The organism is Halalkalibacter sp. HAAS-P014, assembly GCF_056619965.1.
Map to the genome: position 1 here is coordinate 240,109 of NZ_JBWQTV010000016.1, position 26,619 is coordinate 266,727.

The 26,619-nt window shown below is 37.6% G+C and carries 27 protein-coding genes; 3 read left to right on the forward strand and 24 right to left on the reverse strand.

Annotated features, from left to right (window positions below; all coding sequences use genetic code 11):
• Window positions 1-37: 37 nt before the first annotated feature.
• Together AC1FXZ_RS14025 and AC1FXZ_RS14030 are read right to left on the reverse strand one after the other, a co-directional pair.
• On the reverse strand, window positions 38-931 hold the full coding sequence (locus AC1FXZ_RS14025; RefSeq protein ID WP_480054658.1) for a deoxyribonuclease IV: 894 nt from the start codon (window positions 929-931) through the stop codon (window positions 38-40).
• A 20-nt stretch (window positions 932-951) separates the two neighbouring features.
• Complete coding sequence (locus AC1FXZ_RS14030; protein ID WP_480054660.1) at window positions 952-2,307, reverse strand: DEAD/DEAH box helicase; 1,356 nt, start codon at window positions 2,305-2,307, stop codon at window positions 952-954.
• Window positions 2,308-2,589: 282 nt separating this feature from the next.
• Here AC1FXZ_RS14030 and vrrA point away from each other — a divergent pair, with 282 nt between their 5' ends.
• From vrrA to AC1FXZ_RS14045, 3 genes are all read left to right on the forward strand, one after another.
• On the forward strand, window positions 2,590-3,252 hold the full coding sequence (gene vrrA / locus AC1FXZ_RS14035) for a VrrA/YqfQ family protein (RefSeq protein ID WP_480054662.1): 663 nt from the start codon (window positions 2,590-2,592) through the stop codon (window positions 3,250-3,252).
• Window positions 3,253-3,397: 145 nt separating this feature from the next.
• Entirely contained in the window at window positions 3,398-3,892 is a 495-nt protein-coding gene (locus AC1FXZ_RS14040) for a CarD family transcriptional regulator (RefSeq protein ID WP_480054664.1), read from the forward strand.
• 183 nt (window positions 3,893-4,075) lie between these two features.
• Window positions 4,076-5,020, forward strand: a complete 945-nt coding sequence (locus AC1FXZ_RS14045; protein ID WP_480054666.1) for a 4-hydroxy-3-methylbut-2-enyl diphosphate reductase — start codon at window positions 4,076-4,078, stop codon at window positions 5,018-5,020.
• A 72-nt stretch (window positions 5,021-5,092) separates the two neighbouring features.
• Here the strand turns inward: AC1FXZ_RS14045 and AC1FXZ_RS14050 are convergent, their stop codons facing one another.
• From AC1FXZ_RS14050 to yqfC, 22 genes are all read right to left on the reverse strand, one after another.
• The gene (locus tag AC1FXZ_RS14050) at window positions 5,093-6,214 is read right to left on the reverse strand and encodes a Nif3-like dinuclear metal center hexameric protein (protein WP_480054668.1); all 1,122 of its coding nucleotides are present in this window, start codon (window positions 6,212-6,214) and stop codon (window positions 5,093-5,095) included.
• On the reverse strand, window positions 6,211-6,921 hold the full coding sequence (locus AC1FXZ_RS14055) for a tRNA (adenine(22)-N(1))-methyltransferase (RefSeq protein WP_480054670.1): 711 nt from the start codon (window positions 6,919-6,921) through the stop codon (window positions 6,211-6,213). The genes AC1FXZ_RS14050 and AC1FXZ_RS14055 overlap by 4 nt, the downstream gene beginning before the upstream one ends.
• Window positions 6,922-7,042: 121 nt before the next feature.
• The gene (gene cccA / locus AC1FXZ_RS14060) at window positions 7,043-7,414 is read right to left on the reverse strand and encodes a cytochrome c550 (RefSeq protein ID WP_480054672.1); all 372 of its coding nucleotides are present in this window, start codon (window positions 7,412-7,414) and stop codon (window positions 7,043-7,045) included.
• A gap of 417 nt (window positions 7,415-7,831) precedes the next feature.
• A complete protein-coding gene (locus tag AC1FXZ_RS14065; RefSeq protein WP_480054674.1) occupies window positions 7,832-8,365 on the reverse strand; it encodes a hypothetical protein in 534 nt (177 codons plus the stop codon).
• Window positions 8,366-8,514: 149 nt separating this feature from the next.
• Complete coding sequence (gene rpoD, locus AC1FXZ_RS14070) at window positions 8,515-9,636, reverse strand: RNA polymerase sigma factor RpoD (RefSeq protein ID WP_480054676.1); 1,122 nt, start codon at window positions 9,634-9,636, stop codon at window positions 8,515-8,517.
• Between the two features lie 49 nt (window positions 9,637-9,685).
• On the reverse strand, window positions 9,686-11,479 hold the full coding sequence (gene dnaG, locus AC1FXZ_RS14075; protein WP_480054678.1) for a DNA primase: 1,794 nt from the start codon (window positions 11,477-11,479) through the stop codon (window positions 9,686-9,688).
• Between the two features lie 44 nt (window positions 11,480-11,523).
• Window positions 11,524-12,003: a YaiI/YqxD family protein gene (locus AC1FXZ_RS14080; RefSeq protein WP_480054680.1), complete on the reverse strand. Its 480-nt coding sequence runs from the start codon at window positions 12,001-12,003 to the stop codon at window positions 11,524-11,526.
• 437 nt (window positions 12,004-12,440) lie between these two features.
• Window positions 12,441-13,256 carry a pyruvate, water dikinase regulatory protein gene (locus AC1FXZ_RS14085; protein WP_480054682.1) on the reverse strand — a complete coding sequence of 272 codons (816 nt, stop codon included), beginning with the start codon at window positions 13,254-13,256 and terminating at the stop codon, window positions 12,441-12,443.
• A gap of 22 nt (window positions 13,257-13,278) precedes the next feature.
• Complete coding sequence (ccpN, locus tag AC1FXZ_RS14090) at window positions 13,279-13,914, reverse strand: transcriptional regulator CcpN (protein ID WP_480054728.1); 636 nt, start codon at window positions 13,912-13,914, stop codon at window positions 13,279-13,281.
• Window positions 13,915-14,081: 167 nt separating this feature from the next.
• Entirely contained in the window at window positions 14,082-16,163 is a 2,082-nt protein-coding gene (gene glyS, locus AC1FXZ_RS14095; RefSeq protein WP_480054684.1) for a glycine--tRNA ligase subunit beta, read from the reverse strand.
• Window positions 16,156-17,046: a glycine--tRNA ligase subunit alpha gene (gene glyQ, locus AC1FXZ_RS14100; protein WP_480054686.1), complete on the reverse strand. Its 891-nt coding sequence runs from the start codon at window positions 17,044-17,046 to the stop codon at window positions 16,156-16,158. The genes glyS and glyQ overlap by 8 nt, the downstream gene beginning before the upstream one ends.
• 318 nt (window positions 17,047-17,364) lie before the next feature.
• The gene (gene recO, locus AC1FXZ_RS14105) at window positions 17,365-18,111 is read right to left on the reverse strand and encodes a DNA repair protein RecO (protein ID WP_480054688.1); all 747 of its coding nucleotides are present in this window, start codon (window positions 18,109-18,111) and stop codon (window positions 17,365-17,367) included.
• A 35-nt stretch (window positions 18,112-18,146) separates the two neighbouring features.
• A complete protein-coding gene (locus tag AC1FXZ_RS14110; protein WP_480054690.1) occupies window positions 18,147-18,293 on the reverse strand; it encodes a YqzL family protein in 147 nt (48 codons plus the stop codon).
• 380 nt (window positions 18,294-18,673) lie between these two features.
• Window positions 18,674-19,585, reverse strand: a complete 912-nt coding sequence (gene era, locus AC1FXZ_RS14115; protein WP_480054692.1) for a GTPase Era — start codon at window positions 19,583-19,585, stop codon at window positions 18,674-18,676.
• Window positions 19,578-19,985 carry a cytidine deaminase gene (locus tag AC1FXZ_RS14120; protein ID WP_480054694.1) on the reverse strand — a complete coding sequence of 136 codons (408 nt, stop codon included), beginning with the start codon at window positions 19,983-19,985 and terminating at the stop codon, window positions 19,578-19,580. The genes era and AC1FXZ_RS14120 overlap by 8 nt, the downstream gene beginning before the upstream one ends.
• Window positions 19,951-20,712, reverse strand: a complete 762-nt coding sequence (locus tag AC1FXZ_RS14125; protein WP_480054696.1) for a DUF502 domain-containing protein — start codon at window positions 20,710-20,712, stop codon at window positions 19,951-19,953. The genes AC1FXZ_RS14120 and AC1FXZ_RS14125 overlap by 35 nt, the downstream gene beginning before the upstream one ends.
• Before the next feature lie 27 nt (window positions 20,713-20,739).
• On the reverse strand, window positions 20,740-21,126 hold the full coding sequence (locus AC1FXZ_RS14130) for a diacylglycerol kinase family protein (protein ID WP_480054698.1): 387 nt from the start codon (window positions 21,124-21,126) through the stop codon (window positions 20,740-20,742).
• A complete protein-coding gene (gene ybeY / locus AC1FXZ_RS14135) occupies window positions 21,110-21,583 on the reverse strand; it encodes an rRNA maturation RNase YbeY (RefSeq protein WP_480054700.1) in 474 nt (157 codons plus the stop codon). The genes AC1FXZ_RS14130 and ybeY overlap by 17 nt, the downstream gene beginning before the upstream one ends.
• Window positions 21,580-23,754, reverse strand: coding sequence for an HD family phosphohydrolase (locus AC1FXZ_RS14140; protein ID WP_480054730.1), 2,175 nt, complete (start codon window positions 23,752-23,754; stop codon window positions 21,580-21,582). The genes ybeY and AC1FXZ_RS14140 overlap by 4 nt, the downstream gene beginning before the upstream one ends.
• Before the next feature lie 113 nt (window positions 23,755-23,867).
• Complete coding sequence (locus tag AC1FXZ_RS14145) at window positions 23,868-24,851, reverse strand: PhoH family protein (RefSeq protein WP_480054702.1); 984 nt, start codon at window positions 24,849-24,851, stop codon at window positions 23,868-23,870.
• Window positions 24,799-26,046: a sporulation protein YqfD gene (gene yqfD / locus AC1FXZ_RS14150; protein WP_480054704.1), complete on the reverse strand. Its 1,248-nt coding sequence runs from the start codon at window positions 26,044-26,046 to the stop codon at window positions 24,799-24,801. The genes AC1FXZ_RS14145 and yqfD overlap by 53 nt, the downstream gene beginning before the upstream one ends.
• Before the next feature lie 42 nt (window positions 26,047-26,088).
• On the reverse strand, window positions 26,089-26,379 hold the full coding sequence (yqfC, locus tag AC1FXZ_RS14155) for a sporulation protein YqfC (RefSeq protein WP_480054706.1): 291 nt from the start codon (window positions 26,377-26,379) through the stop codon (window positions 26,089-26,091).
• Window positions 26,380-26,619 lie beyond the last annotated feature (240 nt).

The following is a 26,619-nucleotide window of genomic DNA, read 5'->3' on the forward strand; positions in this document are numbered from 1 at the left end:
TGTTCAAGGGGATGACCGTGATGAGGCAACCTCTTATTTAATCAACTATCTTTAACCTAACCTCTTCATCAAATTCCCCTGACAATAACATCGCAATCTCATGTTTATATGGTGCCTTTTTGTTCTTTTTATCCTCTCCAACAAATGGAGTCTCCAGTATTTTTGGAACTTCCGTTAATTGTGGGTGATGAACAATATAATTTAGTGCTTTGTAGCCAATATGGCCAAATCCAATATTTTCATGACGATCTTTCCCTGCACCACGTTCGTTTTTGCTATCATTTATGTGTAATACTTTTAATCGATCAATCCCGATTAAACGTTCAAATGAATCAAGTACCCCATCGAAATCGGATACTATATCGTAGCCAGCATCATGTGTATGACATGTATCAAAACAAACAGAAAGACGCTCATTGTGGGTCACACCGTCTATAATAGTAGCTAATTCTTCAAACGAACGGCCACACTCAGTGCCCTTACCAGCCATTGTTTCAAGTGCAATCTGAACATCGCGTTTTTCTTCGAACACTTCGTTCAACCCTTCAATAATCTTCTGGATCCCTGTTTCTGCGCCTGCTCCAACATGCGCACCTGGGTGTAATACAATCTGCTTTGCCCCCAAAGCTTCCGTACGCTCTATCTCGGAGCGCAGAAAGCGAACACCTAATTCAAATGTCTCAGGCTTCGTAGTATTAGCAATATTAATGATGTACGGAGCGTGTACGACAATATCACTCATCCCATTTTCTTTCATATGAGCAAGTCCCACTTCAATGTTTAACTCTTCAATTGCTTTTCTTCTTGTATTTTGTGGAGCTCCTGTATAGATCATAAACGTATTTGCACCGTAAGAAGCAGCTTCTTCACTTGCTCCGAGTAACATTTTTTTCCCGTTCATTGATACGTGAGAACCTAATTTCACAGTCATATTTCTCTCTCCCATTACAATTACTTTTTCTTTTTAATACGTCTTTGTCTTTGGTCTTCTTTTGCTTTTTTAAATTTTGCTTTTTTCTTATAACCAGGCTTTACATTTTTGGGTCTTGCCACGGCCTTACCACCTGTTCTCTTCTGCTCTTTTGGCTTTGTAACAGATTTTGTAGCCGAAGTATCAGTACCTGTTTTTTTCTTTCTCCCCGGTAACCCAATTGGAGCTCGTTCTAGTTTAGTCCACTGTCCTTGTTTAAAGTCGTAGTACGTAAATGTAATTCCTCGTTTTAGAAGCTTTTCTATAGCATGTTGGTCTTGTTCTTCATAGATTGTATAGGCAATTCCATCTAATCCAGCACGTGCTGTTCTACCGACACGGTGAACATAAAAGTCTAAATCTTTTGGGATTCCATAATTAATTATATGTGTTACCCCTTTAACATCAATACCACGAGCTGCTAAATCGGTTGCAACAAGATATTGTATTTTTACTTCTTTCACTTTTTTCATGACTTGTTTACGTTGTCTTGGTTGCAGACCACCATGTAGACGTTCTACATTTAAACCCTCTCTATACATAGCATCTGCAACTTCATCAGCTTGCTCTTTTGTATTTGTAAATACAATGGCCAGGTACGGATTAATCGATTTTGCAATGTCAACGACAAACTGAGTTTTCTCACGATGTCTTAATGGAACAATTCGGTGTTCAATTTTTGTAGCTGTTACATGTTTCGGTTCTACATGAACATGTCTCGGTTCGGTCATATATTTCTTTAAGAATGGTTGGAGCTTTTCCGGAATCGTCGCGGAAAAAACCATCATTTGTAATGGATCTGCCATCCTTGCTGCCACTCTATCCACATCATCAATAAAGCCCATGTCTAACATTTGATCCGCTTCATCTACTACCAGCATTGATGCTGTATATACTTGAAGAGCATTTTCATTCACTAAATCCGCCATGCGTCCAGCAGTACCGATAACAATATGGGGCTGTACTTTCAAACTTTCAATAGCACGAGTACGATCTGTACCACCAACTAAAAGTTTAGCCTGTATCTGTCCATCTTCCGGACAAAAGTCTAAAAGTTTTTTTAATTCATCAAACAACTGACTCGCGAGTTCACGAGTTGGTGCCGTTATGACAGCTTGCACCTCGTCCAATTTAGGATTTATCTTATCTAAAATCGGTAACAAAAATGAAAGTGTTTTCCCTGTTCCTGTTTGTGACTGACCAATAACATCTCTCCCATTTTTTATCGCCGGGATTAGTCGTTCTTGAATCTCTGTGGGTAAGGTAAAACCTTGGGTACTAAGTGCTTCAATTAGAAAAGGTTTTAATTCAAACCGCTTAAAATTTTCTGATTTCATTAAACATTCAACTTCCTTCCGATGCCTTTAGCAATAGTTCATTTTATCATATTATGTCATCTCTTGACTATAAAGTGAGTAAGGACCTTAATTATTATTAAAATTACGGCTCGGAAAAAATGCTCCACATTAACCGTTACTATTTTTTAAAAGTTAGCTCCTCACACTTAAGCATTGAATACATATATTTGTTATAAGAGTTTATTTACACCTTTTATTACTTTTCCCAAAATTTAATGACAGTAGACTTCAAACGTACGACTTACAGAAAGGAGATTTATCATGCAACCATTTTTTGGTCCTCCATTTAGCCCAATGCCTATGCAGGCCCCTATGCAAGGCATGAGCCAAGCCACTAATATGTTTCCATCAGGAGCACCAGCACAAGCTGCCAATGTTCTAGGGGGGACAGGTGGGCAAGCACTCCGAGGAGGAGGTTTTCTATCGAGGCTTTTAGGAAATTTAGGAGGGATAGGTGGTTCAACTGGTGGTGCAACTGGTGGTGCAACTGGTAGTGCAGCGATGAGTGGGCTTTCCCAAGCTGGTTCAGGGATGAATTTTACAACAATGCTTACAAATGCTCAAAAGGTACTTGGATTAACTCACCAGGTAGTACCTATGGTCCAGCAGTACGGACCACTTATTCGTAACGCACCTGCACTTTTGAAAATAATGATGAGTAATAATTCAGAAGATGATTCTACAAACCAAATTAAAAATACAGATGAGCAAAGTCCAATTGACGACCAAGGAAGTGTAAAAGCATCGCCTCAAATTGAAGGTGAGGAGACAGAAGATGAATTCGAGACAACAACTCCTGTTAAAATTGAGGAGAGTATTACTTTAAATAAAGAAGAGAAAGACTTTCCCTTAAAAACTAAAAGGACCTATAGCTCTAAATCTAAAAATATTGATGGAATACCTGGACCAAAACTGTATATTTAAGTAAAAACGGAGTTAAACTACTTTATAAATTCAGTTACATTAATATGATATTTTTTTGTTGACAAGAAACACAAAAAAATAGTAAAATTTACTTTTATATTTTTTTGTGTTACAATAAGGTTACTACTCGATTGGAGGAATGCCCATGTTTAAAGTTGGTGACCACGTTGTCTATCCTTATCACGGTGCAGGGACAATTCAAGATATTGAAGAGAAGGATGTACTAGGTGAAACGCACTCCTATTTCATTCTTAACTTCCCACTTGTTGATGTGAAGTTAATGCTTCCAGAAAGCAAAATTAATGATTCTGGTTTGCGTAAAGTGATAGACCAATCAGAGTTAGATTCCCTTGTAGATGCTCTGCAAAATGGACCAGAAATTCCACCTTCTACAAGCCATTTTTCTCGTGAGACTGAAAACCTCTTAAAGAGTGGTAGTATTATTGACGCTGCTCATCTTATATCATCTCTTGCAAGAAAACAATCAGAACGGGCAAACGGCCTCCATATTCAAGACCGCAATCATTTACAAAAGGCGCGCCAAATGATTGCTAGTGAGCTTGTCCTCGTTAATGACATGACTGAAGAGCAAGCTTACGAGTTTATTGATGATGCACTTATAGAGTTAAAAGAAGCGTAAGCATTGTCACTTGAAAGAAACTACATTATACTATATAGCAGGAAAACAAAGGCTGTCTCAGAACAAAATTCAGTCTCACTTAGTAGTGAGACTGAATTACTAAGAGACAGCCTGCTCTTGTTTTCATATCTATTAGACCAATCACTACTCATAAAAATGAGCTATTATTATAGGAGGCCTTTCATGGACGTAAAGAAAATTTCTCCAAGAGGATATTGCTATGGCGTTGTTGACGCAATGGTTTTAGCTAGACAAGCTGCTACAAACTTGGACTTACCAAGACCAATTTATATTTTAGGTATGATTGTTCATAACAAACATGTAACGGATGCATTTGAAGATGATGGAATCATCTCATTAGACGGACCAAATCGAGTTGAAATTCTTAATAAAGTAGAAAAAGGGACTGTTATTTTTACAGCTCATGGTGTATCTCCAGAGGTTCGTAAGCTTGCCAAAGATAAAGGTCTGACTGTCGTAGATGCTACATGTCCAGATGTTACGCGTACACATGATTTAATTCGTGAAGAAGTTGCTAATGGCTATGAAATTATTTATGTTGGTAAAAAAGGGCATCCCGAGCCTGAAGGAGCTATCGGTGTTGCCCCAAACTCGGTTCACCTAGTTGAATCTATTGAAGATGTTGAAAACTTAAACATTTCAACAGAGAAGATTATCATTACAAACCAAACGACAATGAGTCAATGGGATGTTAGTGACATTATGAAAAAAGCAATGGAAGTCTACCCAACTGCAGAAGTTCATAATGAAATTTGCTTAGCAACCCAAGTACGTCAAGAAGCTGTTGCCGAACAAGCAAAAGATTGTGATCTAGTAATTGTTGTCGGTGACCCAAAGAGCAATAATTCTAATCGTCTAGCCCAAGTATCTGAACAAATTGCTGGTACGAAAGCTTATCGTATCGGAGATATATCAGAGTTGCAAAAGGATTGGTTCCATGGAGTTAAAACGGTTGGTGTGACATCTGGTGCTTCAACTCCAACTCCAATCACGAAAGAAGTTATCACCTTTTTAGAGAAATTTGATCCTGAAAATGAAGCAACTTGGAATCCAGAACATAAAGTGACTTTACAAAAAATATTGCCTAAAGTTAAAGTGAAGAAGTAACAAAAAGATACCTACTACCGGGCGTTTAGTTCACCCCATAGTAGGTATCCTTTTTCATTTATTATGCTCTACTTAGACAAATTGGAAAGGATCTGTGTTTATTTCTGAGATAATAACTTGCGTATTATATTTTGATTGCTCAAGAACCTTGTCAAAATAAGCTTTCACACCGGTTTTCATTATTTTTTCAACATTATGCCCAGGATCTACTATATTTAGACCATCCATCATGGCATCATGAGCAACATGATAATACACATCACCTGTTACAAATACATCTGCTCCTTTAAAAATAGCCTCTTTCATATACTTATTCCCATCCCCACCAAGAACAGCAACCTTTTGTACTGTTTTTGTTAAATCGCCAACCACCCTTGCTCCTTTAACATTAAATGCCCGTTTGACATGTTCGGTAAATTCAGCAAGAGTCATACTAGATGATAGTGTACCTATGCGACCAAGTCCCATTACCTCCCCTTGATTGGCAAGTGGATACACGTCAAATGCAGGTTCTTCATATGGGTGGGTTTTCATGATCGCTTGAACGACTGTATTTTGTAAATGGCTAGGAATAATTGTTTCAACTTTAATCTCATCGACAAATTCAAGTGTTCCTTTTTCCCCAATGAATGGATCTGTTCCTTCCTCAGGCAAAAATGTCCCTTGTCCCTTGCTATTAAATGTGCAATGGCTATAATTTCCGATGTAGCCTGCTCCTGCTCTAGCCATTCCTTCTCTAACCTGGTCGACATGTGATTCAGGAACAAACACGACAATTTTTTTATATTTGCTTGTCATTGTCGGAGAAAGCACTTCCGTATTATGTAACTGAAGTGCTTCAGCCATCATGTCGTTCACTCCACCCTTAGCTACATCTAAATTGGTATGAGCAGCATAAATTGCAATATCATGTTTTATTGCTTTAGCGACTATTTTGCCATGCGCAGTGTCTAAATCGATTTTCTTTAATGGACGAAAAAGTAGCGGGTGATGAGCTACGATTAAATCTACTTCTTTTTCAATAGCTTCATCTATTACGTCATCTAGCACATCTAAGGCAACCATAACCTTTTTTATTGGTTTGTTTAACGTGCCTACCATTAAGCCGTTTTTATCTCCTTCAACAGCTAATGACTTAGGTGACCAAGTTTCAAAATGTTGAATGAGAGCTTGTCCATTTATAAATTTTGTCATTTTAAAACCTCCTCTACCATTTGAATCTTATGTTCTAATTCTTTACGTTTTTTAGAAACTTGTTCATTGTCAGATGCTTTTTCAAATTGAGTTAAGACTCTCTTCCAGTTTACCACTTCAGAACGCCACTTCTTTTGAAAAGCTTCGCTCAACTCTTCCATTAAATATGGACCTAGTAATAATTTTTGCTCTGTTTGTTCCTCATAAAGAGCAGCATCGTCACCACGATTTGCAACTAGAATCTCGTAGATCTTATCGTCTTCCTCAAGAATTTCCTCTGAGACAAGGTTCCAACCATTCTTTCTAAACCATTGCCGTATAAGATCAGCCGAAACATTCGGTTGCAAAATAAGTGTTGTTACCCCTTTTAATTTTTCCTTTCCCTCTTCTAGGATTGTTGTTATTAGGCCTCCACCCATCCCTGCGATCGTAATTGTATTAACTTCTTCATTATTATTAATTACTTCAAGGCCATTTCCTTTTCGAACCTCTATTCGCTCTGTTAGCCCTACTTTTTCCACTTGCTTTTTAGCTGATTGATAAGGACCCTCATTAACCTCACCAGCAATAGCTAATAATTTTGGATCCTTTAAACACAAATAGCAAGGCAGATAGGCATGGTCTGAACCAATGTCAGCCATTCTTGCTCCCTTTGGGACAAAGTTAGCAACGTTGACCAAGCGTTTTGATAATTGTCTTTCATTCATTTAGATCACCTAATATGTATTATGTTTACTTTCAACTATAACCGATTATGTCCTTTATTACCAATATACTTGCAACTAAAAAGAAAAGACGAGAGTTATCATTACTCTCGTCTACATAAATTTATTCAGATAACAGATATTGCGCAATTGCATCAGCTTCAACTTCATTCAAGTTGGAGATAGCCGGCATACTTCCAATACCATTTACAATAATATCAGTGATTTCTTCAACTGAATATTTTCCTTCAAGTCCTATTAATGTTGGACCTGATGCACCAGTAAGGTCCCCACCATGACATCCAATACATGATTGTTGTGCAAGTTCTTGACCAGCTGTCACAGGATCTTCAATCTCTGTTACTTCTTCTACTTCATCAGCATCATCTGCATTCATTTGTGCACGTTGGTCTAATCCAACAAATGAAAGTACTACCATAAGTAAGAGGCCAATAATTGCTGTAATGGCAAATGGTAAAAGTGGTCTTCCTCTCATTATCATATCCTCCTTTAAGTATTATCGGATCACACATATCGTCAACCTATTATGTAGACGCTTAAATATTCCCTTTACATTCTACTTTAAATTGTCCATAAAGGAAAGAGATCTTTTCTAATTTTGCTTATTTTGTCACTGTTTTTGTAGCTTTTTTCGGTTGATTTTCTTATATAAACTGTGATCATTATCACGGTCTTTTCACTTGGCTTTTCGCATACTTTGTAGTTTTTGGGCTTGCGTGTATTCACATGTTCGTTCCATTTCGCTCCAGTCACTCGCACCCGCTAGGAGGTGCCGAGCCTCCTCGGCTGCGCCTGTGGGGTCTCGCCCCTACCTCTAAATCCCACAGGAGTCGAGTGACTTCCGCTTCATTTCACTACAAGTAAAAACTTTCTACTTTACGAAAACAGCCTTTTACTTTATCAAAAAAAAGAATAATAATAGCAAACCTATTACACCAGCCAGTAAAAAGATGCGATTAGAGTATCTCCATCCGATAAAAAGCCAGGCAATACAATGGAGGACGATTAAAATCGCTAAATATGTAAAACCACCATTAAAAACCGAAACGATAATTTGCACAGTAAACAGAAAGAATATAAGTGCTGCAACCATATAATAATATGAAGAAACCATAGTCTTCCTTGTCTTATTAGCAATCAGAACGATCGCCAAAGTAAATGGGATTACAGTTGCTGTTTGCATTATAAGAGAAAAATCTGTAAAATAAATGACAACAATTGTTAATATAAATAAAGCTTGAACCATAAAAAAAGTTAATAGTGAATTCGCTTTATTCCATAACCATTTCTTTTCTGGGTTCTTATTCTCTTGCTCTCCTTCAGTGTAAAGGGTAAGCAAAAAGTCACAGTATTGATCAGGCAACAGTTTAGATGCTTTCCAATGCTCGATTTCTTTAATAATTATTGCTTTTCTTTTCTCGTCCATCATATCCTCCTGCAAGCCCTGAGTAATCAAAGGCAAGCTAAAAGGCCTGATTCCTGCCCAATATAGTATAAAGATAAGACCTATTCTATCTCTATACATGAGGAACCAGACCCCCTAATGAAGACCCTACTCTTTTATGCTAACATTGCCTATTCAAGAAAATCCTTTAATCGTTTACTCCGACTAGGATGACGAAGCTTTCGTAATGCTTTAGCTTCGATCTGGCGAATACGTTCCCGAGTTACTCCGAATACTTTACCAACTTCTTCTAATGTACGAGTTCGTCCATCATCTAGACCAAAACGTAAACGTAATACATTTTCTTCTCGATCTGTTAAAGTATCTAGAACATCTTCAAGTTGCTCTTTTAACAATTCATAAGCTGCTGCATCAGAAGGAGCTAATGCTTCTTGATCTTCGATAAAGTCACCAAGGTGAGAGTCATCCTCTTCTCCTATAGGCGTTTCCAATGATACCGGTTCCTGGGCTATCTTTAGAATTTCACGAACTTTATCTGGTGTCAATTCCATTTCCTCGGCTACTTCTTCTGGTGTCGGCTCACGACCAAAGTCTTGAAGAAGCTGACGTTGTACACGAATCAACTTATTAATTGTTTCGACCATATGAACAGGAATTCGAATTGTACGCGCCTGGTCAGCGATCGCACGTGTAATTGCCTGCCTAATCCACCAAGTCGCATATGTGCTAAATTTATATCCTTTTTCATAATCAAACTTTTCAACAGCTTTAATTAAGCCCATATTTCCTTCTTGAATTAAGTCAAGAAACAACATTCCACGACCAACATATCGCTTCGCAATCGAGACAACTAAACGTAAATTCGCTTCCGCTAATCTTCTTTTCGCTTCTTCATCACCATCTTCAATCCGTTTGGCAAGCTCAATTTCTTCTTCAGCCGAAAGAAGGGGGACACGACCAATTTCCTTTAAGTACATTCTTACAGGATCATTTATTTTTATTCCCGGTGGGACACTTAAATCGTTTAGGTCAAACTCTTCTTCATCTTTTGCTGCTTGCTGGAGATTAGGGACTACATCTTCTGTTTCGTTCAGAATTTCTACACCTTGTTCACCAAGATACTCAAAAAACTCATCCATTTGATCTGAATCTTGATCAAATCCTGCAAGTTTTTCTGTTATTTCAGCATAGGTAAGCACCCCACGCTTTTTTCCTATCTCCACTAATTGTTCTTTCACCTGATCGATCGACAACTCACCTTCCGCTAGTGGGCGTATTGGTTTATCTGCCATTCGATCCCCTCCTTCCATTGTTCACAACCAAAGCTCTTGCCAATACATGTTAATGAAGCTCTTGTTTCATCCGATTAATATCCATTAGAATTTTCGCTGCCTTTAATGGATCACGTTCTCGCTTCATTTCCAATTCTTTTTCTTGTATTTGTACCCGCTTTGGATAAGTTTGAATCAAATTAATATAATCAAGTAATTCTTGCTCTTGATACTCTTCATTTAAAGTAATCATAGCTAGTTCTGTCGCAATCCTTATCAACTTATCATCCTGTAAACCTTGAATAAACTGACTGGGATTTGCTTCAAGTCCCTCTCCAAAGTATGCAAACAGATGTGCAGCTAACGCTTGGTGCTCATCAATGTTAAAAGCACCACCTAATTGCTCTTGAACCAGCTCGGCAATTTCAACATCTCTCATCATATGAGCGAGTAAAAAACGTTCCGCATTTTGATGAGCAGGCAACAGCTTTTTTGTCTCAAAAGATTTTCTAGGCGATATTGCTTTTTCTTGTGAAGAATATTGTTTTTGACGTTGATTACGTTTTGCTCTGTAAATCTGAACCTGCTCTTGTTTTAACGCTTCTAATGATAGAGAGAATTCTTCAGCAAGTTGCCTAAGATAATGATCTCTCTCTACTGCACGTGATAATGTTGATATTTCGGTTAAAACATCTTCGATATAACTCATTCTTTCAGATTCATTTTGCATATTCTTACCTTTACGCAAAAATCGCATCTTAAATGACATCAATGTCAAACTTTCCCCTATTACATCCGATTTAAACCGTTCAGCTCCGTATGTACGGATATAGTCATCGGGGTCAAGACCTTCTGGCATTTGCGCAACCTTCACATTACATCCAACTTGCTCTAGAATTTGTGCGGATCGAAAGGCTGCATTTGTTCCCGCTTTATCAGAGTCATAACAAATAATAACAGTCTCAGCATTACGTCTAATTACTTTAGCTTGCTCTTCTGTTAAAGCGGTACCTAAAGTTGCGATTGTATTGGAAAGTCCTGCTCCCCATGCCGCAATTACATCAATATACCCTTCAAAGAGGATTGCGTTCCCCTCTTTCCTAATTGAGGGTCTTGCTAAATGAAGTCCATATAACGTCTTACCTTTATGGAAGATTGGTGAATCCGAACTATTTAAATACTTCGGTTTTTCATCTGAAATCGTTCTTCCACCGAAAGCAATTACATTTCCTTGACTGTCCCAAATCGGAAACATCAACCTGTTCCGAAAACGGTCATAATACCCATCTTTCGTTTCTTTTTCTCCTAATAGACTAGCTTGAGCCATAGAACTCAGTGAAAAATTACGTTTATTTAGTACTGTCACAAGAGTATCCCATCGATCAGGGGAAAAGCCGATTTGAAAGTGTTCAACTTGCTCCCTCGTGAAACCTCGCTCCTTTATATATGAGCGTCCGTCGGCCCCTTGTTCTGTCAGAGTAAGAATCTGATAATAGAGCTTTGCAGCAATTTCATGAGCAGAACGCATAATGGCTTGCGGTCCTTCATTCGCTATATTACTTTGTGATTCAGGCAAATCAATATTTGCACGGTCTCCTAGAGTTCTAACAGATTCAATAAATGTTAATCCTTCAAGTTCCATTAGAAAAGAGAAAACATTACCACCAGCGCCACAACCAAAACAATGATAAAGTTGTTTTTCTGGTGAAACAGAAAAAGAAGGAGATTTTTCACCGTGAAATGGGCATAATCCAATATATTGTCGACCTTGCTTTTTTAGTTGTACATAATCACTAATTACTTCGACAATATCAGATGAACGTCTAATTTGCTCTAGTTTTTCATCCGGTATTCGAATGCTCATTATTCCATCACCATTCTAGTTCCACTTAAATTCGAGCTTTTTTGCTATGTTCCTTCTTTTTTTGCAAGAATTTTTGTAAACTGTTCAACAAATTTTATACGATCTTCTTGTCGAAAAGATTTTGGTCCTTTCGTTTTCCCACCCATTCTCCTCTGTTTTTGAGATAGATACCGTGCATCTAGCATTTGTGTAATCGTATCTTCTTGATAAATAAACCCACGTGGTGATATGGTTGATACTCCTTTAGCTAAAAGGATAGATGCAAGTGCATGATCTTGTGTTATACATACATCACCTTTCTTCACCTTGTTCATCAAAAAGAGATCAACAGCTTCTTTCTCATTATCGACAGTAACAACCTTAGCACTATTAGGTAAGGTTAATTTGTGGGCATAAGACGAAACAAATACCATCGGTACGGTAAAAAGCTCACAAATTTCTACTATTTCGGTTTTTACAGGACACGCGTCAGCATCAACATAAACTATTCTTAATGAAGGATTCATAATAGTTGAATTCAACATTCCCTTCAAAATTCCTGCTATCATTTTAAAGAATTTCGTAGATATTTGTCGAACAAAACACAATCAAGGCGATTTGTTTTTTTTATCCTTACTATCATTACCAAAAAACAAAGAAAAAGTCTTGACTTTTAAAATTTATTTGTTCTTTTTAAAATTATGCCTATAATTATACTGTTTAAAACCACAATTCTTTATTATACGCAAATATTCCTTCCTTGACTAGTTAAAAACAAAAACATTCATTTTTTCTATGCCCACAATCATTATGGACACAAAGTTATGAATAACACCACATATACATCCACAAGAAGTTTCTCACACAAAAAAGAGGATGACTCTAATCCCCACTAGTTACACCATAACAATCAAGCGTTTAGTTAACACTAAACCATATGCTTTCGCTAGCCGGGGGGACTATAAGAGCCACCCTTTTAATTTTACTTTTTTAAAAACATACTTGAAATAAGATTTGCCGTTTCTTCAACAGCTTTATTCGAAACATCAATTACAGTGCAGCCAATCTGTTCCATGATTTTCTCAGAATAAATAAGCTCTTCTTTAATGCGATCCAGATTAGCGTAATTTGCTTGTGCCTTCAAACCCAGTGCTTTTAAACGCTCAGCTCTAATATCATTTAACTTCTCTGGACTAATTTTTAAACCCACACATTTACTCGGATTAATATTGAATAACTCTTTAGGTGGTTCCACCTCTGGAACTAACGGTACATTTGCTACTTTTAATCGTTTATGAGCCAAATACTGTGAAAGGGGTGTTTTAGATGTTCTTGAAACACCAATGAGCACGATATCGGCTCTCATTATCCCTCTTGGATCTCGCCCATCATCATACTTTACAGCAAACTCAATTGCTTCAACTTTACGAAAGTAATCTTCATCTAGTCGATAAATAAGTCCAGGTTCATACCGAGGTGTCTGCTTAGTAAGATCCCTTATCTTCTCTAACATCGGACCTAAAATATCAACGGTATCAACAGCCATTTGTTTAGCAAGCGCTTCTAAGTGATCCTTTATTTCTGGAACTACTAACGTAAACGCGACTAACGCTTTTGCTTTAGCTGCAAGTATTACTACTTCTTCGATCGTTTCTTTATCTTCAACATATGGAATCCGTCTCACTTCAAGTCCAGCGCTACTAAATTGACTAGCTGCTGCTTTTACGACTAACTCAGCAGTTTCACCTACCGAATCTGAAACGACATATACAACAGGTCGCTGTTTTAAATCCTCCATGAATGTCCTCCTTGCTTCCTACCTATATAACTTCCTCATTAGCTAAATCAACTAGTAATGCTGTAATATTAGTTTTTGTTATTCGTCCAACTACTTCATAACCTGAACCATAATTTACTTCCTCAATGATAGGAACACCATCTATTTGCTTATCAATTAATTTATTGGCTACCTCAATAATTAGATCATCTTTTTTACAAACCGTAATATTGGGCATTCTCGTCATAATAATACTTACCGGCATCGATTCAAGAGCTTGTTTACCAATACTCGCACGTAAAAGGTCTTTTCTCGAAAGAACCCCTACTAGTGTAATTTCTTTATCTACAACGAATAATGTTCCAACATCTTCGAGAAACATTGTGCAAATAGCGTCATAAACTGAAGCTGATTGTTGTACAACAACAGGGCGTGATTGATATTCATTAACAGTAATATGTTTTACTTTATCAGCCAACATTGGATTCCCTGATTTTCCCGTATAAAAGTAACCAACACGAGGTCTAGCATCTAAATATCCAGCCATCGTTAAAATTGCTAAATCTGGTCGGAGTGTAGCCCTAGTAAGAGATAACCGTTCTGCTATTTGTTCCCCTGTAATAGGACCACTTTCCTTTACTATATGAACTATTTGCTCTTGCCTATTTGTCAGTTCGATTGGTTCTCACCGTCCTTAGCACCTTAAAGTGCCATACTAATATATAATTATTATATACGATTGAAAGCCAAAATGAAAAGAAATAAGTATTAGTATGGGCAATTAGCAAATGTCTAACACGTTAAATTCCGATATAAATACACTATTAGCTCCAATGTAGTTCTATTTTATGAAAACACAATCGCTTGAAACTGTGCAAATGATCGAATAACTGTTGCTAACTCATTCATTTGATTCAACCGATTTTGTTTTACCTTTTCATCATCTGCCATTACCATGATGTTATCAAAATATTTATTAATAATTGGCTCCGAACTTGCTAGGGCCTCATAAGCCTGTTCAGCATTACCTTGTTGCAAAGCATTTTCCACGGTATTTTTTAATTCTTTATAATGTGTAAAAAGAACCATTTCTTCATCTTTCTCAAATAAAGACGGGTCAATCTCTTTAACACCTTTAGCTTTCTTAGCAATATTCGTCACACGGCTAAGAGCTTCAACCGTTTGCTTAAAAGCAACATCATTTCGCTTGTCGGAAATTAATTGTGCTTTTTCTATTACAGTTGGAATATGTCCAATTCCATCGCTTAATACAGCATCAATAATATCATACTTTATATTTGATTCTTGAAGAAGTGCCCTTACACGCAATGTGAAAAATTCAACGAGTTCACTTTCAACCTCTTTATAATCTCTTTTTAATAAGCCACGATCATTGGCAATCTCAAGAGTTAGTGTAATAAGCTGTTCAAGGTTCACTTCAAGTTTATACTCATTGACCATTTGAACAACGCCTGCAGCTTGACGTCTAAGAGCATACGGGTCTTGGGAGCCTGTAGGTATAAGTCCAATCGCAAAACAAGTTACAATCGTATCTAATTTCTCAGCAATGCTCACAATTGTAGCTGCAAGAGTTGATGGACTCTTATCTCCAGCAAAACGCGGGCGATATTGTTCGTTTATCCCTTGTGCTACTTCATCAAGTTCGCCAGAAAGCTTGGCATATACTTCTCCCATTCTTCCTTGTAATTCCGTAAATTCATTTACCATTTGAGTAACAAGGTCAAACTTTCCAATTTCAGCAATACGACTGGCTGTCTTTCCTGTAATTGCATCGACTCCTAGCAACTCATTTAATTTTCCAACTGCAGAATTTACTCTTCGAACTTTGTCTCCAATAGATCCAAGCTCTTCATGATACACGATTTGTTCTAAGCGTTTAAGAGCATCATTAATTTTTAGTTTTTGATCTTCATTAAAAAAGAAATCTGCGTCTGACAACCTTGCTCGAAGGACTTTTTCATTTCCTTTCGATACATTATCTAAATGTTGGTGATCTCCATTCCGTACTGTAATGAAATATGGTAATAACTCTCCACTCTCGTTTTCTACAGGGAAGTATCGTTGGTGCTCCTTCATTGACGTAATCAAAACTTCCTTTGGTAATGTTAAAAAGTCTTCATCGAAACTACCCGAAAGCGCAGTAGGATATTCAACAAGATGTGTAACTTCTTCAAGCAAGCTTTCATCAATCGGAACAACCCATCCGTTTCCTTCTGTCATAGCTTCGATTTGGTTTCGTATCGCGCTTTTACGCTCGTCAGGATTGGCAATCACATATTCTCCAAGCATAGCTTTACTATATTCACTTGGTTCAGTCAGTTCAATTTCTTTTCCAAGAAACCTATGACCATACGTTTTTGTACCAGTTTCAATACTCGTAATTGAAAATGGAATTACTTCATTGCCATACATTGCAACGAGCCATCTGATCGGTCTAGCAAAACGAAGATCATTGCTCCCCCAACGCATATTCTTAGGAAAATGCAACGAAAGAATGATGTCTTTTAATTCAGGTAAAATTTCAACGGTATTTTTACCAGCAATATATTTATTGGCAAAGATGTATTCCACACCTTTCACTTCTTTAAAAAACAAATTATCTACAGTTACACCTTGTCCACGTGCAAAGCCTTGGGCAGCTTTAGACCAATCGCCTTTATCATCATAGGCAATTTTTTTAGCTGGCCCCTTCGCCTCTTCCTGAATATCCGGTTGACTTTCCCCTAATCCTCCAATCAAAATAGCTAGTCGCCTCGGAGTTGCAAATGTTTGGACTGATTCGAACTCTAACCGCTTCTCAATAAGCCATGTTTCGACTTTTTCACTCAATTGCTGTATTGAGTTCGTTACAAATCGTGCTGGTAATTCTTCTAACCCAATTTCTAGTAGGAAGTCTCTTTTATTCATGATTGCTTTCCTCCTCTTTTTTTAGCATTGGGAAGCCTAAACGTTCTCGTTCCTCATAATATAATCTCGCTGCAGCACGGGCTAGATTTCGAACTCGTCCAATATATCCTGTTCTTTCTGTCACTGAGATAGCCCCTCGTGCATCAAGTAAATTAAACGTATGTGAACACTTCAAGATATAATCATACGCTGGGAAGACAAGTGACTCGTCTAAGGCTCTCTTAGCTTCTTGTTCATATGTTCCAAACAACGAGAACAGCATTTGCACATCGGATACCTCAAATGTATACTTCGAATGCTCATACTCTGGTTGCTTAAAAATATCTCCATAAGTGAAGCCTTCCACCCATTCAAGATCAAACACATTCTCTTTGTCTTGAATATAGGATGCTAGACGTTCAAGCCCATATGTAATTTCAGCTGAAACTGGATTCGCCTCCAAACCACCAACTTGTTGGAAATAAGTGAATTGAGTAATCTCCATTCCGTCCAACCATACTTCCCAACCTAAACCAGCACATCCAAGCGTTGGATTTTCCCAGTTGTCTTCTACAAAACGAATATCATGTTCTAATGGATTAATTCCAAGCGCTTCAAGACTTTTTAAGTAGAGCTCCTGAATGTTAATTGGAGATGGCTTCATAATTACCTGAAATTGATGATGTTGATAAAGTCGATTCGGGTTCTCACCATATCTACCGTCAGCAGGACGGCGAGATGGCTCAACATACGCAACATTCCACGGCTCAGGTCCAATCGTCCTTAGAAGTGTAAAAGGACTCATTGTACCTGCCCCTTTTTCTGTGTCGTATGCTTGCATAATCATACAATTTTGTTTTGACCAATATTCTTGTAACGTCAAAATCATATTTTGAACATTCACTTTTGTTTCCTCCTTCGTTTTGATATGGTGCCTCATTTCAACTATGCGATAGAACAAAAAAACTCTCATCCATATGTCTTTACGACATAGGGACGAGAGTACTCCCGCGGTTCCACCCTATTTATTAGAGTCTTTAGAAAGAATCTAATCACTTTCACCAAAATGCGCTCCGGAATGCCTTCTTTACCTTCTTAAGCCCTAGCTCACACCAACCTAGGTTCGCTTTCTCAAGAGAGGGTAAGTACTATTTTCCATCCTTACACCATATTTTATTACTAGCATCATACTAAAAAGTCAGCTTAAGTGTCAATATTCAAGCTATAAATCAAATCTTTCCATTTGCTCTAAAAACCGTTTCGATTTCAGTCTTATACCTGAGTACTCTTCATAATAAGCTGATATTACTTCTTTTAGTTCCTTTTTCGTCTCACTTTTCAATGAAATTTGTCCAAGTCTTTGTAGATCAAAGTAAAAGAACAATCTCATCAATCGTGCAGAATGGGCTGAAAGACGATAAGACCGTTCATCCTTACTAACGCAATTTTTACATAAAAATCCGGCTTGTTGAATTGAAAATGCCACTGGTAATTCAGTCGAGTGACAGCTAACACATTGATTAAGTTCTGGCTTAATCCCTGCTACTGCGAGCATTTTCATCTCATAAATTCTGAGCAACACATCTGCATCAATGCCTTCATCTAGATAATTGATCGTTTGATATAACAACTCAAAAAGATATGGATTTCGATTTCTTTCATCGGTTAACTTATCGGTAAGTTCAACTATGTAAGTTGCATAAGAGGCCCGAAATAAGTCACTTCGAACCTCTTTAAAAGAATTAATTATATCAGCTTGATTAAGCGTACCAAGTCCACGGCTTTGTTGGAAAACAAATGTCCCATAGATAAATAACTGCGACGCAGCCGATAAACGATTTTTAGGCTTTTTAGCCCCACGAGACATTAGACCAATTTTTCCAAACTCTCTTGTAAAAAGTGTTACAATCTTATTTGATTCGCCATAATCAGTAGTACGAATCACAATACCTTCAACTTTTTGGATCATTTGTCACCACACACCTTTTGTGAGGTGTCAACATACTAGTGTATTGGAGCGTCGGATATTTCCAAATCCTCCATGTCTTCTTGTCCAATTTGATCTTCTGAATCGCGCTCTAGTTCTTTCAACAATAAATACGTATCAACATTACCTGTCATTGAAAAGACTTTCCATGAGAAATCGAGCATTCCAGAATCCACCTTTCTATAAAAGACTTTAACGCTCTATACTTGTATGATGACCTTCTTTCGTAGAAACATGATAAGGAAATATTGTTAATTAAAATAACTTGACTTTTATTTATTTGCTTTCCTAGTTATATAATAATCTTTAGAAACAAAAAAAACAATGGGCACTCGCCTAACCATTGTTCTTTTAGCTGATTGCTTCCGTGGACACACAAAAAGGTATAAACCAACCTTTTTCTTGATTTAATGCAATCGCTCCTCTCACTGCTCGTCCGTTCTTTTAAAACCCACAAAAGAACAGACTTTAAGACATGCAGTGGCTCCGCTGATTGCTTCCGAGGACACAAAAAAAGGTATAAACCAACCTTTTTTTGTGTCCTCTAATATTCGTCTTCTCTGAATCCGAAGTCGCGGAGGTGGGTTGGTTTGTTACGCCAGTCTTTTTGAACTTTTACCCAGAGCTCTAGGAACACTTTTGATCCAAGTAAAGATTCAATATCCGTTCTCGCTCTCTTTCCGACTTCTTTAAGCATGGCTCCCTGTTTACCAATAATAATTCCTTTTTGGGAAGATCGTTCTACAATAATAGTGGCGCCAATATAGACCGTGTCATTCTTTTCACGTTTTTTCATTTGTTCAATATTCACTGCTACTGAATGGGGGATTTCCTCTCTTGTTAAATGTAAGACTTTTTCACGGATCAGTTCACCAACAACGAATCTTTCAGGATGATCTGTCACTTGATCACTCGGATAGTATTGTGGGCCCTCATCAAGATACTCAGTAATTTGTTCCATTAGGGTAGAAACATTATTACCTTGCAGTGCAGAAATAGGGATGATTTCTTTAAAGTCATACTTTTTACGATACGTATCGATTACTCCGAGTATATCGTCCGGAGCAATCATATCAATTTTATTAATGACAAGGAAAACTGGCGTAGACGTATCCTTCAAGCGTTCGATAATAAACTCTTCTCCAGGACCAAATGTTTCAGTAGCATCTATTACATACAAAACTAGATCTACTTCTCTTAACGTATTTTGCGCAACCTTCATCATAAAATCGCCTAATTTATGTTTCGGTTTATGAATACCCGGTGTATCAATAAAGACAATTTGCGATTCATTGCTAGTATATACACCTTGTATTTTATTACGTGTTGTTTGTGGTTTATCTGACATAATTGCAATTTTTTGGCCAATAACATGGTTTAATAACGTGGACTTCCCCACATTTGGACGACCAATGATTGAAACAAACCCTGATTTAAAACTCTTATCGTTATTCATTCATATCCTCCGCTGTAAATGCTCCTGGTAGTAACTCTTCTACCGTCATTTCTGTAATATCGCCTTTTAAGTTAGTAAGAATGACGAGCGTGTCACGTGAACATAACTCCACCATTACTTGACGACATGCCCCACAAGGTGAAATTGGCAATTCCGTCCCTGCAACAACTGCTATCATTTTAACGTGCCGATTTCCTTCAGAATATGCTTTGAACAAAGCAGTTCGCTCAGCACAATTTGTTAATCCATATGAGGCATTTTCAATGTTTGCACCTTTAAAGACCGTTCCATCTTCCATAAGAAGCGCTGCACCAACTTGAAAATTAGAGTATGGTACATAAGCTTGTTCTCTTGCTTGTTTTGCTTCAACTATCAACTCTTCTTTGTTCATTATCTTCATCCTTTCTTCTCGAACGAACATGAACGACAAGGTCCTTTTCATTATAATCAGTTTCCATATCATTAACGATAGAACCCGTATCAGGTGGTACAACTACTCCACCCGAAATAATAAATTTCAACCCTTGTTCAACAGTCATGTTCAATACTATAACCTCATCCCTTGGGACAAGGACCAACCAACCCGATGTTGGGTTAGGAGTTGTTGGAAGAAACACATTAATACATTCTTTTTCAGTCACTCTCTGAGCTTCTCCCTTAGATTCTCCTGTTTGAAATCCGACTGTATATAAACCTTTCCTAGGATATTCAACAAGAACAACATTTTTAAAAGAAGTACGCTCTTGAGCAAAAGCATGAATTATTTGTTCCACTGAAGTATAGATAGAATTCGCTATAGGGATCTTACGAAAGGTACGATCAATTGTACCAAATATTTTCACGCCCTTCCCTTGAATTCGCATAGCACCTACCCACGTAATTAATAGGATGGTTAAAACAAATCCTATTCCAAGCAATCGCTCTGAAAAGGGTGTATAGACACCTAAGAAATAAATGCGCCCTTCTTCTGTAGTAATGATATTTAGCGCTTTGAAAACATCAGTAATAAATGATCCAAGAAATGCATCAACAAGCCCAAACAAAAATTGTATAACATAGATCGTTGCAATTGCTGGCAATAAAAATATAATACCCGCAATAATATTTTTCTGAAACTTCTTCCACATAATAGAGGAGACTCCTCTCTAGCATTACTAGAACAATTCAATTAGAGCCGGAATAAACAAAATACACCCTATAATGACTGCGAACAAACAATAGACAAAGACTGCAGCTGCCGCAATATCTTTTGCCCTCTTTGCTAGAGGGTGAAATTCTCTTGTCACAAGATCAACGGTACGTTCAATTGCAGTATTCATTATTTCTAGTGCAAACATACCTGCAATAACAAGCAGTAATATTAACCAATGACTAACTGGAAACTCTAAAAGAAAAGCAGCAAATAATATCACTAGTGCAACAACGAGATGAACTTGCATATTTTGTTCATTTTTCACTACATAGTGCAGACCTTGCGAAGCATATAAGAAAGACTTTAATAGGCGTTTAAATCCTCTTCTATTTCTATCGTGTAAGCCCATAAGCTAACAATATTTCCTCTTGCTTCGAGAACATTTCCTTCTCTTCAGCTTCCGTCATGTGGTCATAACCAAGTAGATGAAGCATTCCATGAACCGTTAAAAAACCTAACTCCCTCTCAAATGAATGCCCATAATCCTCCGCTTGTCTTTTAATATGTACGGAAGAAATAATAATATCACCAAGAATATTAGGCATATCCGGCTCTGGAACAATTTCAAGTTCATCTTCATCTTGCTCATTTAAAGCAAACGAAATGACGTCTGTAGGTTGATCTTTTTCACGATAGTCCTTATTTATTTCTTGAATTCGCTTCTCATCTACAATAGTAACGGAAACCTCAGTTTCACCTGTTACACCTTCAACTTCTAATGTCTTTAAAATAACAGCTTCTACAAGATCTTGGTGATCTTTCGCCAAACTACCTGTTTCATCATGATAATCAACTGTAACGCTCATCCCTTATCTCCCTTTCCTTTAACATCTTCGGGATATTCAATTCTTTGATGGAAAGTCCCTTTTAACGTTTCTAAAATTGAAACGGCAACTTGGTCAAGTTCCTTTAAAGTTAAATCCGACTCATCAAACTGACCATCCTCTAACTTATCTTGAATAATCTTTCTTACAAGTGCTTCAATCTTATCAGGAGTCGGCTTTTGAATCGTACGGACAGCCGCCTCGACACTATCAGCAATTCCAACTATCGCCGACACTTTTGTTTGTGCTTTAGGCCCCGGATACCTGAATTGAGATTCCGGTATTGGCTGATCTGCCTCTTGATTTGCTTTATGATAGAAATACTTAAGTAAAGTTGTCCCATGATGCTGTTCAGCAATATCAATAATTTCTTTAGGCATTTTATACTCCCTAAGCAAATCAGCTCCATCATACGGGTGAGCAATAATAATGGTTCTGCTTAATTGTGGAGATATTTTATCATGAGGGTTTTCCATTTTCATTTGATTTTCAATGAAGAAATGCGGCCTCTTCGTTTTTCCGAGATCATGATAATACGCCCCCACTCGCGCCACTAATCCGTTTTCACCAATTGTTTCACACGCAGCCTCTGCTAAATTCCCGACAACCACACTATGGTGGTACGTACCTGGAGCCTCTACTAGTATTTTACGTAAGAGTGGATGATTAGGATTAGAGAGTTCAATTAATTTCGATTCTGACAAGATACCGAAACCAGCTTCAAAAAATGGTAATAGACCAATCGTTAACACGGCTGCTATAAAGCCAGATAGGAAAGCAAATCCAACATGCATTCCTATTTCTATCCAACTACTCTGTACTGATTTCATAAACAAAAGGCTGATAACAGCTACGATATTAACAGCTGAAACAAATAGTCCAGCGCGCAGTATCCTTGAGATTCTATTCGACTTACTTAAAAAATAAGCACCTGCAAACGAACTAAACAACATATAAAATCCATACGTAAAATGAAACGTGCCTACGGTTTCATTGTTAAACATAATACTTCCAATAACAGCAAACATAATTGCTGTAAAAAGGGCTAACCGTGTATGGATCAGCAAAGTGATCAACATCGCACCTATTGCAACCGGAACGATAAAACCAACACCCACCATATCCAAACCTTCTAAAAGACTGGTTATCTTCATAATAGCCACAGTAACAATAAAAATTAATGTAAACATTAAAAGATGACTGTTATTTTTTTGCACTGATGTTTTAGCCTCATTTACATAATACGCTAACATACCAGTAATTAGCAAAACTAGGATAGCTAGACCGATATAGGGAAATATATTAAATGAACCATCTAAAAGTCCAACAATTCGAAGTTGTTCATAGATTTCATGGTTAATCATTTCACCTTCTTTAATGAGAAGTTGTCCTTCTCTAATTAAAACAGGCTCTACGCTTTCAGCAGCTTCCTTCCTTAATTGTTCAGTAGCATTCGCATCATAAATATAATTAGGAATAACAGCAAATTGTGCTACTTCAATCATCGCTTCAAGTAACCTGCTGCTTACTGTAGATATAGAGATTTGATTACTCACTTCTTGTTTAGCATCTGACAGTTCACGTATTGAAATTCGCTCACTCATGACTTCATGAACTGCATTTGTCGTTGTCTCCCTTGCAATTTGCAGCTGTGATTCTGAGGCTTCTATTAACGTAATTAACGTTTGGTCTGTAACTCCATTGCTTCGCCTTAAAGAAAGAACGTCTTTAACATACTCTACTTTTTGCTCCAAACTTTCTTCATCTGTTAAGGGTTCGCCCTCTTCTATTTCATCCTCCTCTAGCCCTAGGTCACTATTTTGTACTTGTTCTACTAAACTAAATATATCTTCAACTTTTTTCACTTGATTCTGAGCATATTCGCGTTTCAGCTCATACACAGACCCTATTTCATCAATTGCAGCGCTTCTTCTTTCCTCGGTAGCTGTTTTGTGTTCGACTGTTATAGGGGACCGAATGTCTTTATCTGCAATTTGAGAAAGTCGAATTTCTAATGTGTCAGGAATAACATTCCCCAACAATAAGATATAAAGAAACAAGCCTACTGTAAAAAAAAGAATCCCCCTTATATATCGATGATCACGCATTCGTTTCCACCACTTTTGCTGATCAATTGGTGATTGCTTTTCCAACGTACTCACCTCACTCTGCCCCTTCTCAACCTTAGTAAATGAAGACCCTCTTTAACAAGAGGGTCTTCATTTTAACGCCTCCTAAGGCAAAGGCTTCTGTCTTAATACTTTCATTATGTGTTTCGTTCACCGGCTTCTTCTTTTTCATAAGCCTCAATAATTTGTTGTACTAACGTATGACGAACAACATCAGATTGCTGCAAATAAATAAAAGCAATATTTTTGACATTATTCAAAATCTCAATAGCAACTTTCAAACCAGATTTTTTCCCACGAGGCAGGTCTATTTGAGTTAAATCACCATTAATCACCATCTTAGAACCAAATCCAAGCCTCGTAATAAACATCTTCATCTGTTCTCGGGTTGTATTCTGAGCTTCATCTAAGATTACAAATGCATCATCTAGTGTACGACCTCTCATGTATGCTAAAGGAGCCACTTCTATTGTTCCTCTTTCCATCAAACGAGTGGTTTGCTCCATCCCTAGTACGTCATGCAGTGCATCATATAGTGGTCGCAAATACGGGTCTACTTTTTCTTTTAAGTCCCCAGGTAAAAAACCTAAACTTTCACCAGCTTCAACAGCAGGGCGAGTTAAGACGATTCTTTTAACACTACCTTCTTTTAACGCCGTTACTGCCATTACAACAGATAAATACGTTTTGCCTGTCCCAGCTGGGCCAATCCCAAAGACCATGTCCTTTTTCTTGATTGCCGAGACATAATGCCGTTGGCCAAGGGTTTTAGCTATAATGGGCTTACCTTTGACATTTGTAGCAACTTTTTCATCATAAAGTTCGAGCAATTCACTAAGCCTATCTTGCTCTGCCAATTGGGTTGCATAAACTACATCTCTCTCAGAAATAGCAATACCCTTTCTAATTAATGTAATTAAAGTAGAAATAATGTTTCTAACGATTTTTGTCTTAGTAGCATCTCCTGTAACAATCACTTCTTCACCACGTGTGACAATTGTTACACCAAGATGCTCTTCTAACCGCTTCAGATGTCTGTCATGAGGACCAATAAGCGCTTGCGTCTCATTAGCGTTCTTGACTTCTAACTGCATCGTTTTCGTTTCTGTCAATAGACTCATTCTCCTTGATAATCGGTTGCTCCGATGTAATATCTTCTATTACTTGGTAATGTATCCGTAAGTTTACTTTACCATTCTCAACGTCTTCGTGCAAAACTTTTTCGTCAATGATCTCAGCATCTTCTGGTAAATGCTTTTTTAGATCGACACGGGCACGTTCCCTTGCTGCTCTGACAGCTTCTTTTTTTGAATACGTACGTTCAAATTGATTGGTTTCTAGATAATCAGATCTCTTATAAGAAAATGGTAAGGACCAGCGAAAAAAGCGAAAAGGTCTCTCATGAGTAAATTCCTGTGACTCAACAAATTTCACATTTCCAAAGCCCCAAAAAGGAACATCAATCCCTGAAATAGACAAATAATGTTTAGATTTTTTCTCTCCAGTCAGTGTTGTGAAAAGTGTTTCAAGCGGAACAGAAACTTCAGATTGATACCATATCTCTCCAAGCACAACAGCTTGGGCAGGCACTAATTTTTTTTCTTCATCGTCAACATCTTCCTTTCCAATATAGCCAGATACAAGACGATCTCCTTTACGAACAAAATCATTGGGTTTCACAAGAGCTTGACCATGTTCAACGAATATCTTATGAATGATTGCTTCTTTCGCAGCAACAAGGTGTCTCGGACTATACCTTTCAGCCTCCTCTGGAAGTTGTTGTTCCACAACTTCAAATTGGAAGGTCGTCCCTTTTTGCCTCACCCCAACCCAAGTTGCCCCTTGGACCAACTCCGTCACATCTCTTTGAATAAGTTCAACACTAGGCAATGAAAACTGAAAAGCTCCACGCTTTATTCCCATGTCAGTAACAACTTGCCTAACTTCATGCTCAACCTGAGGAGAAGCTCCTTTAATTTCAATACCCCAAACCATATTAGAAAGAATAAACATGATAACAAGAAAGACTGCTAGTCCTCCAATAAAGCCTGACCTTCTGAGCAGGCGTTTTAATAAAAATGGAAAGCCATTACGTTGAATAAATGACACTTTGCAATCGGTCATTTTTAAAAGAGGTCGAATTCGTTTTGCATCTTCAACATCCATAAAGCAAACAATTCGCTTATCGCTAATTTTTTTAATTTGCCATATAGATATCTTTTCTTCGATGCATCTATTTAGAAACCTCTCTGGATAGTCCCCCTCAATCCTCACTCGCACATAGCCATGAAGATGGTTAGTCCAATTATTTTTCATTTTAGTTTTCCCCCTTTAAAACACACATATACTTAGCCAATACTATGTACGTGTATCATCTATATAGAGCACTTGATCAATACGACCTTCTAGCAACAATTCCTCAGGAAGAATCGTTTTTATTACAAAATTGTCACCTTTTATTAGTAATTGCCCTTGCTTAAGTAACAAGCGCAGCTCTTGGTTTGAGAATGTCAAAACACCACGATGGTTTTCAATATAAATATGCAATTGGCCTATCATTGTAATTCGCGGTAGGTCCATCATGACATCCGCAGGTAGTTGCAATTGCTTTGTCATCCAGTCTTTCATTTGTTGCCTCAACTTTTTCATTTGCGAACCCCCTCTCCTTTCATCTTTATGATCAACTTTGCATCGATATCACAACGAATCACAGCCAATTTCATAAAAAGCACAAATACCTTCCAAAAAAAAAGAAGCAGTGCCTTGGCACTACAGATTGTCGAGAAACCCCACTTTTTTTAGTGGGGTTTCTCTTTTTACATTATTTTCTCTCTAAGGGTTAAGAAATAAATCATAAATGGAAGATTGCCAACCACCTCACCCTCTGGT

What these genes read in the sequence shown, in the direction of transcription:
- AC1FXZ_RS14025 (WP_480054658.1), bottom strand. Translation starts at nt 931, where the DNA reads ATGACTGTGAAATTAGGTTCTCACGTATCAATGAACGGGAAAAAAATG.
- AC1FXZ_RS14030 (WP_480054660.1), bottom strand. Translation starts at nt 2,307, where the DNA reads ATGAAATCAGAAAATTTTAAGCGGTTTGAATTAAAACCTTTTCTAATT.
- vrrA (WP_480054662.1), top strand. Translation starts at nt 2,590, where the DNA reads ATGCAACCATTTTTTGGTCCTCCATTTAGCCCAATGCCTATGCAGGCC.
- AC1FXZ_RS14040 (WP_480054664.1), top strand. Translation starts at nt 3,398, where the DNA reads ATGTTTAAAGTTGGTGACCACGTTGTCTATCCTTATCACGGTGCAGGG.
- AC1FXZ_RS14045 (WP_480054666.1), top strand. Translation starts at nt 4,076, where the DNA reads ATGGACGTAAAGAAAATTTCTCCAAGAGGATATTGCTATGGCGTTGTT.
- AC1FXZ_RS14050 (WP_480054668.1), bottom strand. Translation starts at nt 6,214, where the DNA reads ATGACAAAATTTATAAATGGACAAGCTCTCATTCAACATTTTGAAACT.
- AC1FXZ_RS14055 (WP_480054670.1), bottom strand. Translation starts at nt 6,921, where the DNA reads ATGAATGAAAGACAATTATCAAAACGCTTGGTCAACGTTGCTAACTTT.
- cccA (WP_480054672.1), bottom strand. Translation starts at nt 7,414, where the DNA reads ATGAGAGGAAGACCACTTTTACCATTTGCCATTACAGCAATTATTGGC.
- AC1FXZ_RS14065 (WP_480054674.1), bottom strand. Translation starts at nt 8,365, where the DNA reads ATGGACGAGAAAAGAAAAGCAATAATTATTAAAGAAATCGAGCATTGG.
- rpoD (WP_480054676.1), bottom strand. Translation starts at nt 9,636, where the DNA reads ATGGCAGATAAACCAATACGCCCACTAGCGGAAGGTGAGTTGTCGATC.
- dnaG (WP_480054678.1), bottom strand. Translation starts at nt 11,479, where the DNA reads ATGAGCATTCGAATACCGGATGAAAAACTAGAGCAAATTAGACGTTCA.
- AC1FXZ_RS14080 (WP_480054680.1), bottom strand. Translation starts at nt 12,003, where the DNA reads ATGTTGAATTCAACTATTATGAATCCTTCATTAAGAATAGTTTATGTT.
- AC1FXZ_RS14085 (WP_480054682.1), bottom strand. Translation starts at nt 13,256, where the DNA reads ATGGAGGATTTAAAACAGCGACCTGTTGTATATGTCGTTTCAGATTCG.
- glyS (WP_480054684.1), bottom strand. Translation starts at nt 16,163, where the DNA reads ATGAATAAAAGAGACTTCCTACTAGAAATTGGGTTAGAAGAATTACCA.
- recO (WP_480054688.1), bottom strand. Translation starts at nt 18,111, where the DNA reads ATGATCCAAAAAGTTGAAGGTATTGTGATTCGTACTACTGATTATGGC.
- AC1FXZ_RS14110 (WP_480054690.1), bottom strand. Translation starts at nt 18,293, where the DNA reads ATGCTCGATTTCTCATGGAAAGTCTTTTCAATGACAGGTAATGTTGAT.
- era (WP_480054692.1), bottom strand. Translation starts at nt 19,585, where the DNA reads ATGAATAACGATAAGAGTTTTAAATCAGGGTTTGTTTCAATCATTGGT.
- AC1FXZ_RS14120 (WP_480054694.1), bottom strand. Translation starts at nt 19,985, where the DNA reads ATGAAGATAATGAACAAAGAAGAGTTGATAGTTGAAGCAAAACAAGCA.
- AC1FXZ_RS14125 (WP_480054696.1), bottom strand. Translation starts at nt 20,712, where the DNA reads ATGTGGAAGAAGTTTCAGAAAAATATTATTGCGGGTATTATATTTTTA.
- AC1FXZ_RS14130 (WP_480054698.1), bottom strand. Translation starts at nt 21,126, where the DNA reads ATGGGCTTACACGATAGAAATAGAAGAGGATTTAAACGCCTATTAAAG.
- ybeY (WP_480054700.1), bottom strand. Translation starts at nt 21,583, where the DNA reads ATGAGCGTTACAGTTGATTATCATGATGAAACAGGTAGTTTGGCGAAA.
- AC1FXZ_RS14145 (WP_480054702.1), bottom strand. Translation starts at nt 24,851, where the DNA reads ATGAGTCTATTGACAGAAACGAAAACGATGCAGTTAGAAGTCAAGAAC.
- yqfD (WP_480054704.1), bottom strand. Translation starts at nt 26,046, where the DNA reads ATGAAAAATAATTGGACTAACCATCTTCATGGCTATGTGCGAGTGAGG.
- yqfC (WP_480054706.1), bottom strand. Translation starts at nt 26,379, where the DNA reads ATGAAAAAGTTGAGGCAACAAATGAAAGACTGGATGACAAAGCAATTG.